The sequence below is a fragment of the Anaerococcus marasmi genome, assembly GCF_900290195.1.
Classification (GTDB): Bacteria; Bacillota; Clostridia; order Tissierellales; family Peptoniphilaceae; genus Anaerococcus; species Anaerococcus marasmi.
Genome location: NZ_OLMF01000004.1, coordinates 1,944,830 through 1,952,113 on the forward strand (window position 1 = coordinate 1,944,830; position 7,284 = coordinate 1,952,113).

General features: G+C 36.5%; 1 protein-coding gene and 3 pseudogenes. All 4 read left to right on the forward strand.

The features are described 5' to 3' along the window. Positions 1 to 958: 958 nt before the first annotated feature. Positions 959 to 4,111, forward strand: a pseudogene (locus tag C7D97_RS10860) (SHIRT domain-containing protein); the annotation flags it as partial. A gap of 54 nt (positions 4,112 to 4,165) precedes the next feature. Next, positions 4,166 to 4,711: pseudogene (locus C7D97_RS10865) on the forward strand (SHIRT domain-containing protein); the annotation flags it as partial. A gap of 90 nt (positions 4,712 to 4,801) precedes the next feature. After that, a pseudogene (locus C7D97_RS10870) lies at positions 4,802 to 6,625 on the forward strand (MucBP domain-containing protein); the annotation flags it as partial. Further along, the coding region (locus tag C7D97_RS10875; protein ID WP_476692331.1) for a MucBP domain-containing protein at positions 6,614 to 7,284 on the forward strand (671 nt) is incomplete at its 3' end. The pseudogene C7D97_RS10870 and the gene C7D97_RS10875, both read left to right, overlap by 12 nt.

Here is a 7,284-nt window from a genome sequence, read left to right on the forward strand (position 1 = left end):
TATGAATTGTAAAAAGAAATTTACGCTATTATTATCAGCAAGTGCCCTATCAATGGCGCTAATGCTACCAGGATCAGATACATCTTATGCAGTATCTGGTAACGATTTTGATGTTAATACTGGCTGGACTATGTCAGATGATATAACAACTGAGTTTACAGTCAAAAATGCTAATAGAGCTTTTTCTACAGGGAAAGCTTCAATAGATGATATAGGCGTAACAGCAACATTTGTTAAACAGGCTGATAGGAATGATGGAGCATCCTACTTATCTGCTAACGGAAATAACCAAGCAGCTTATGGAGCAACAGCTGGTATGTTTTATGGAAATCCAGATCCAGGATCAATTCCAGCTTTGGGGATGAATACCCAACCAAGTAATGGCGTTGGTGGTCCTTTAGGATCATGGCAAAAATATAACTCTGATGGAGAATATGAAGTAGGTAGTGTAACTTTTAAATTTGATAGAAAAGTTACAGACCCAATATTAGACTTATCAGGGTTAGGTGGCTATGTAAGTAGAGTTGGTTCATACCTTTCCAATGGACGAATGATTCTTGTAGGCTTGGGTTCATTTAACAGCACAAATTTACATCTTGCAACTGAAGGAATTACTTTAGAAAATGTAGCATCAAACTCAAATCTAACTGTGGATAATAACATTATTCAAGTAAAAGACAGAAATACTTACACAAGAGCAGTAGTAGATAATGATGGATACAACTGGATTCGATTCCAAGATGGGTATGGAAGACAGTACAATGTAAACAGTCCTTCACTAGTACCAGCAGGAACAGGCAGTGTTAAATTAAAGGGAACATTTGATGAAGTTACTTTCAAGTTATACCATCAAGCAACACCATATTCAAAGTTTCCAAAAGCACAATATAATACGCATGATGCATATTTTGCAAATCAGATCGGAGGAGATCCAGCTAACGGAGATGGAATCAATGGTATGAACGTAATAAACACTGAAAGTGTTCATATTGGTGGACAATGGTTTAAAGGAGATCAAAACTGGGATTTATTTAGAGCTTCATTAAGACTACAAAAACCATCATCAATTGGAGATAAAGTTTGGTTAGATGGGAACAAAGATGGTATCCAAGATCCTACAGAGAAACCAGCAGCAGGTGTAACTGTAAGACTTCTTGATAAAGATGGAAATCCAGTAAAAGACTTTAATGGAAATCCTGTAGAAGACCAAGTTACAGACCCTGAGGGTAATTATAAATTTGAAAACTTGGCAGCTGGAGACTATATAGTAGAAATAGTACCAAAAGATGGACAAAAATTAACCATTAAAGGTGATGGAACAAATGTTGAAGTTGACTCAGACTTTGATAGCAAGACAAATAAAACAGCACCAATAACCCTTGAACCAAATAAACATTTAACTGACATCGATGCAGGTTTGGTAGAAGACACCTACAAGGTAGTTTATAAATTCGAACCTTCTGATGACGGAGTAACTCCAAAAGAACTCCCAGAAGAAGTTAAAAAACAACTACCTAAGCCAGTAGAAGAAAAAGCAGACGGCGAGACGGTTGACTCACCAAAAGCTGATACTTTCAAAGATGTCGAAACTGATGAAGGAACTTGGTCTTTTGAAAAATGGGATAATGATTCAGTAACAATTGATAAGGACACAATAGGTGAAGACCGCACAGAAGAAGTAACAGGCTATTGGAAATTTACACCAAAAGCAAAAGAATACAAAGTAACCCACGAATTCAAATCAGGTACACCAGACAAAGAGTTACCAGAAGAAGTTAAAAAACTAACACCAGCTGACAAAGGCGGTAATGAAGACGGAAGCACAGTAGGACCAACCCAGCCAGAACAAACAACAGTAGAAGTAAGTGACGGTACATGGGAATTTAAGGGCTACGATAAAAATCAAGCCACAATAACAGGAAAAGACGAAAACTTCGTAGGTACATGGGAATTTACTCCAAAAGAATACAAAGTAGACTACGAATTCAAACCATCAGACGCAGCAGGAACCCCAGACAAACTTCCAGAAGGAGTATTAAAACAAGTTCCAGAAGAAAAAGGAAAGCTAAAAGATGGTACAGAAGTTCCATCACCAAAAGAATTCACTCCAGTAAAAGACGAAGTGAACAAAGGAACATGGACATTTGAAGCGTGGGATAAAGAAACTGCAACAATAGATAAAGCAGACGAACATGTAACAGGAACATGGAAATTCACAAAAGATGAAGAACCAAAACCAACAGAATACAAAGTAGACTACGAATTCCAACCATCAAAAGAAAAAGGAACACCAAGTGAATTACCACAAGGAGTATTAGATCAACTACCAGAAAAAGTAGAAAATCTAGAAGATGGTAAATCAGTTCCATCACCAACAAACTTCACAGAAGTAAAAGATGAAGTAAACAAAGGAACATGGACATTTGAAGCGTGGGATAAAGAAACTGCAAAAATCAATGGAGCAGACGAATACGTAACAGGAACATGGAAATTCACAAAAGATGAAGAACCAAAACCAACAGAATACAAAGTAGACTACGAATTCCAACCATCAAAAGAAAAAGGAACACCAAGTGAATTACCACAAGGAGTATTAGATCAACTACCAGAAAAAGTAGAAAATCTAGAAGATGGTAAATCAGTTCCATCACCAAAAGAATTCACTCCAGTAAAAGACGAAGTGAACAAAGGAACATGGACATTTGAAGCGTGGGATAAAGAAACTGCAAAAATCAATGGAGCAGACGAACACGTAACAGGAACATGGAAATTCACAAAAGATGAAGAACCAAAACCAACAGAATACAAAGTAGACTACGAATTCCAACCATCAAAAGAAAAAGGAACACCAAGTGAATTACCACAAGGAGTATTAGATCAACTACCAGAAAAAGTAGAAAATCTAGAAGATGGTAAATCAGTTCCATCACCAAAAGAATTCACTCCAGTAAAAGACGAAGTGAACAAAGGAACATGGACATTTGAAGCGTGGGATAAAGAAACTGCAAAAATCAATGGAGCAGACGAACACGTAACAGGAACATGGAAATTCACAAAAGATGAAGAACCAAAACCAACAGAATACAAAGTAGACTACGAATTCCAACCATCAAAAGAAAAAGGAACACCAAGTGAATTACCACAAGGAGTATTAGATCAACTACCAGAAAAAGTAGAAAATCTAGAAGATGGTAAATCAGTTCCATCACCAACAGAATTCACTCCAGTAAAAGACGAAGTGAACAAAGGAACATGGACATTTGAAGCGTGGGATAAAGAAACTGCAACAATCAAAGGAGCAGACGAACACGTAACAGGAACATGGAAATTCACAAAAGATGAAGAACCAAAACCAACAGAATACAAAGTAGACTACGAATTCCAACCATCAAAAGAAAAAGGAACACCAAGTGAATTACCACAAGGAGTATTAGATCAACTACCAGAAAAAGTAGAAAATCTAGAAGATGGTAAATCAGTTCCATCACCAAAAGAATTCACTCCAGTAAAAGACGAAGTGAACAAAGGAACATGGACATTTGAAGCGTGGGATAAAGAAACTGCAACAATCAAAGGAGCAGACGAACACGTAACAGGAACATGGAAATTCACAAAAGATGAAGAACCAAAACCAACAGAATACAAAGTAGACTACGAATTCCAACCATCAAAAGAAAAAGGAACACCAAGTGAATTACCACAAGGAGTATTAGATCAACTACCAGAAAAAGTAGAAAATCTAGAAGATGGTAAATCAGTTCCATCACCAAAAGAATTCACTCCAGTAAAAGACGAAGTGAACAAAGGAACATGGACATTTGAAGCGTGGGATAAAGAAACTGCAACAATCAAAGGAGCAGACGAACACGTAACAGGAACATGGAAATTCACAAAAGATGAAGAACCAAAACCAACAGAATACAAAGTAGACTACGAATTCAAACCATCAGACGCAGAAGGAACACCAAAAATACTACCAAAAGGAGTAACAGATCAACTTCCAGAAGCTAAAGAAAAATTAGCAGATGGTACAGAAATTCCATCACCAAAAGAGTTTACATCAGTAAAAGACGAAATAAACAAAGGAACATGGACATTTGAAGCGTGGGATAAAGAAACTGCAACAATCAAAGGAGCAGACGAACACGTAACAGGAACATGGGTATTCACAAAAGATGAAGAACCACAACCAACAGAATACAAAGTAACTCACGAATTCAAATCAGGTACACCAGGCGAAGAATTACCAAACGAAGTCAAAATTCTATTACCAACTGATCAAGAAGGTAAAAAAGATGGAGAAAAAGTAACCCCAACTCAACCAGCAAAAACAGAAGTAGCTGTAGAAGGTGGAAAATGGGTATTCCAAAACTACGATAAAACAGATGCAACAATAGATAAAGCAGATGAACACTTCGTAGGAACATGGGTATTTGAAGAAGACAAAACTCCAGATCCAGCAAAAGAATACAAAGTAACTCACGAATTCAAATCAGGAACAGCTGGAAAAGAATTACCAGACGAAGTAAAAGCACTATTGCCAGAAAACCAAACAGGAAAAATAGATGGCAACACAGTCGTACCAACAGAACCAGAACAAAAAGAAGTAACAACATCAGAAGGAACATGGACATTCAAAGGCTACGACAGATCAAATGCAACAATCGATGGTAAAGACGAACACTTTGTAGGAACATGGGAATTCACACCAAAAGATGAACCTAAACCAGAAACAGGAAGTGTATACGTAAAATACGTAACAGAAGACGGAAAAGAACTAGAACCTGAAAGTGGAGTACTAGTAAACGCAGAAGTTGGAACAAAATATACAACAGAACAAAAAACATTTGAAGGCTACGAATTCGTAAGAATGGATGAAAATTCAGACCCAGCAAATGGAGAAGTTAAAAAAGACGACCAACACGTAATCTACGTATACAAACCAGTAAAACAAAAAGAATACAAAGTAACTCACGAATTCAAATCAGGTACACCAGACAAAGAGTTACCAGAAGAAGTTAAAAAACTAACACCAGCTGACAAAGGCGGTAATAAAGACGGAAGCACAGTAGGCCCAACCCAACCAAAAGAAACAACAGTAGCAGTAAGTGATGGTACATGGGAATTTAAAGGCTATAATAGAGAACAAGCCGTAATATCAGGAAAAGACGAAAACTTCGTAGGAACATGGGAATTTACTCCAAAAGCAAAAGAATACAAAGTAGACTACGAATTCAAACCATCAGACGCAGAAGGAACACCAGAAACACTTCCAAAAGGAGTATTAGATCAACTTCCAACTGCAAAAGAAAAACTAGCAGATGGTACAGAAGTTCCATCACCAAAAGAATTCACATCAGTAAAAGACGAAGTGAACAAAGGAACATGGACATTTGAAGCGTGGGATAAAGAAACTGCAAAAATCGATGGAGCAGATGAACACGTAATAGGAACATGGGTATTCACAAAAGATGAAGAACCACAACCAAAAGAATACAAAGTAACCCACGAATTCAAATCAGGAACAACTGGAAAAGAATTACCAGAAGAAGTTAACAAACTAAGACCAGCTGACCAAGAAGGTAAAAAAGACGGAGAAAAAGTAACTCCAACTCAACCAGAAAAAACAGAAGTACCTGTAGAAGGTGGAAAATGGGTATTCAAAAACTACGATAAAACAGATAAAACAATAGATAAAGCAGATGAAAACTTCGTAGGAACATGGGTATTTGAAGAAAATAAAACTCCAGACCCAGAAACTGATAAAGGTAATGTTTATGTTGAGTATGTAGCAGAAGACGGAACTGTTTTAGATAAACAATCAGTAGTTAAAGAAAATGCTCCAGTAGGAGACCATTATACAACAGAACAAAAAACATTTGATGGATATGAATTTGCAAGAATGGCAGATGGTTCTGCGCCAGCAAATGGAGAAGTTCAAAAAGGCGACCAACACGTAACATACGTATACAAGAAGATAGATAATCCTGTAGAGGAAAAGGGAAATGTCTATGTAAGATATATAACTGAAGATGGAACTGTTCTTGAAGATTACACTGCTGTAAAGGAAGATGCTCCTGTAGGAGAGAACTACACAACAGAACAAAAAACATTTGAAGGATATATATTTGCGAAAATAGCAGATGATTCTGCAAATGCTAATGGTAATGTAGTTAATGGTGACTTGTATGTAACCTATGTATACAAACCAGTTAAGACTCCTGAAGTTGACCCAGAAGGTGAGAAAGGTAATGTATACGTTAAATACGTAACAGTTGATGGAGAAACTTTAGGAAATGATGTAGTTAAAGAAAATGCTCCGATTGGAGAAGCTTATACAACAGAACAAAAAACATTTGACGGATACGAATTTGTAAGAATGGGCGATGGATCTGCTGACGCTAATGGCAATGTTCAAGAAGGCGATCAATACGTAACTTATGTTTATAAGCCAATAGAAATTCCTCAAGAAAAGACTGGCAATGTCTATGTAAAATATGTGGACGAAGATGGAAATGTTATCGAAGAAGAAACAGCAGTTAAGACAGATGCTAAAGTTGGCGAAATTTACAATACAACACAAAAAGATTTCGAAGACTATGAATTTGTAAAAATGGCTGATGGCTCTGCTGATGCTAATGGTAATGTAGTTGAGGGAGACCTTCACGTAGTTTATGTCTACAGAAAGAAATCAACTCCTACTCCAGAAGTAGTAACAGAATTTGTCGATGAAAATGGTAAGACTATTGCTCCTAAGGAAAATGGTACAAAACCTAACAAAGACATCGAAGGATATGAATTTGTAAAAACTGAAAAAGATGAAAAAGGTAATACAAAACATATTTACAAGAAGAAAACTACCCCTACTCCAGAAGTAGTAACAGAATTTGTCGATGAAGAAGGAAATACTATTTCTCCTAAGGAAGATGGTAAACAACCTAAGAAAGATATTAAAGGATATGAATTTGTAAGAACCGAAACTGATGAAAAAGGTAATACAAAACACATCTACAAGAAGAAAACTACTACACCTACTAAAGATGTAGTAACAGAATACGTCGATGAAAAAGGAAATACTATTTCTCCTAAGGAAGATGGTAAACAACCTAAGAAAGATATTAAAGGATATGAATTTGTAAGAACCGAAACTGATGAAAAAGGTAATACAAAACATATTTACAAGAAGAAAACTACTACACCTACTCCAGAAGTAGTAACAGAATACGTCGATGAAAAAGGAAATACTATTTCTCCTAAGGAAAATGGTAAACAACCTAAGAAAGA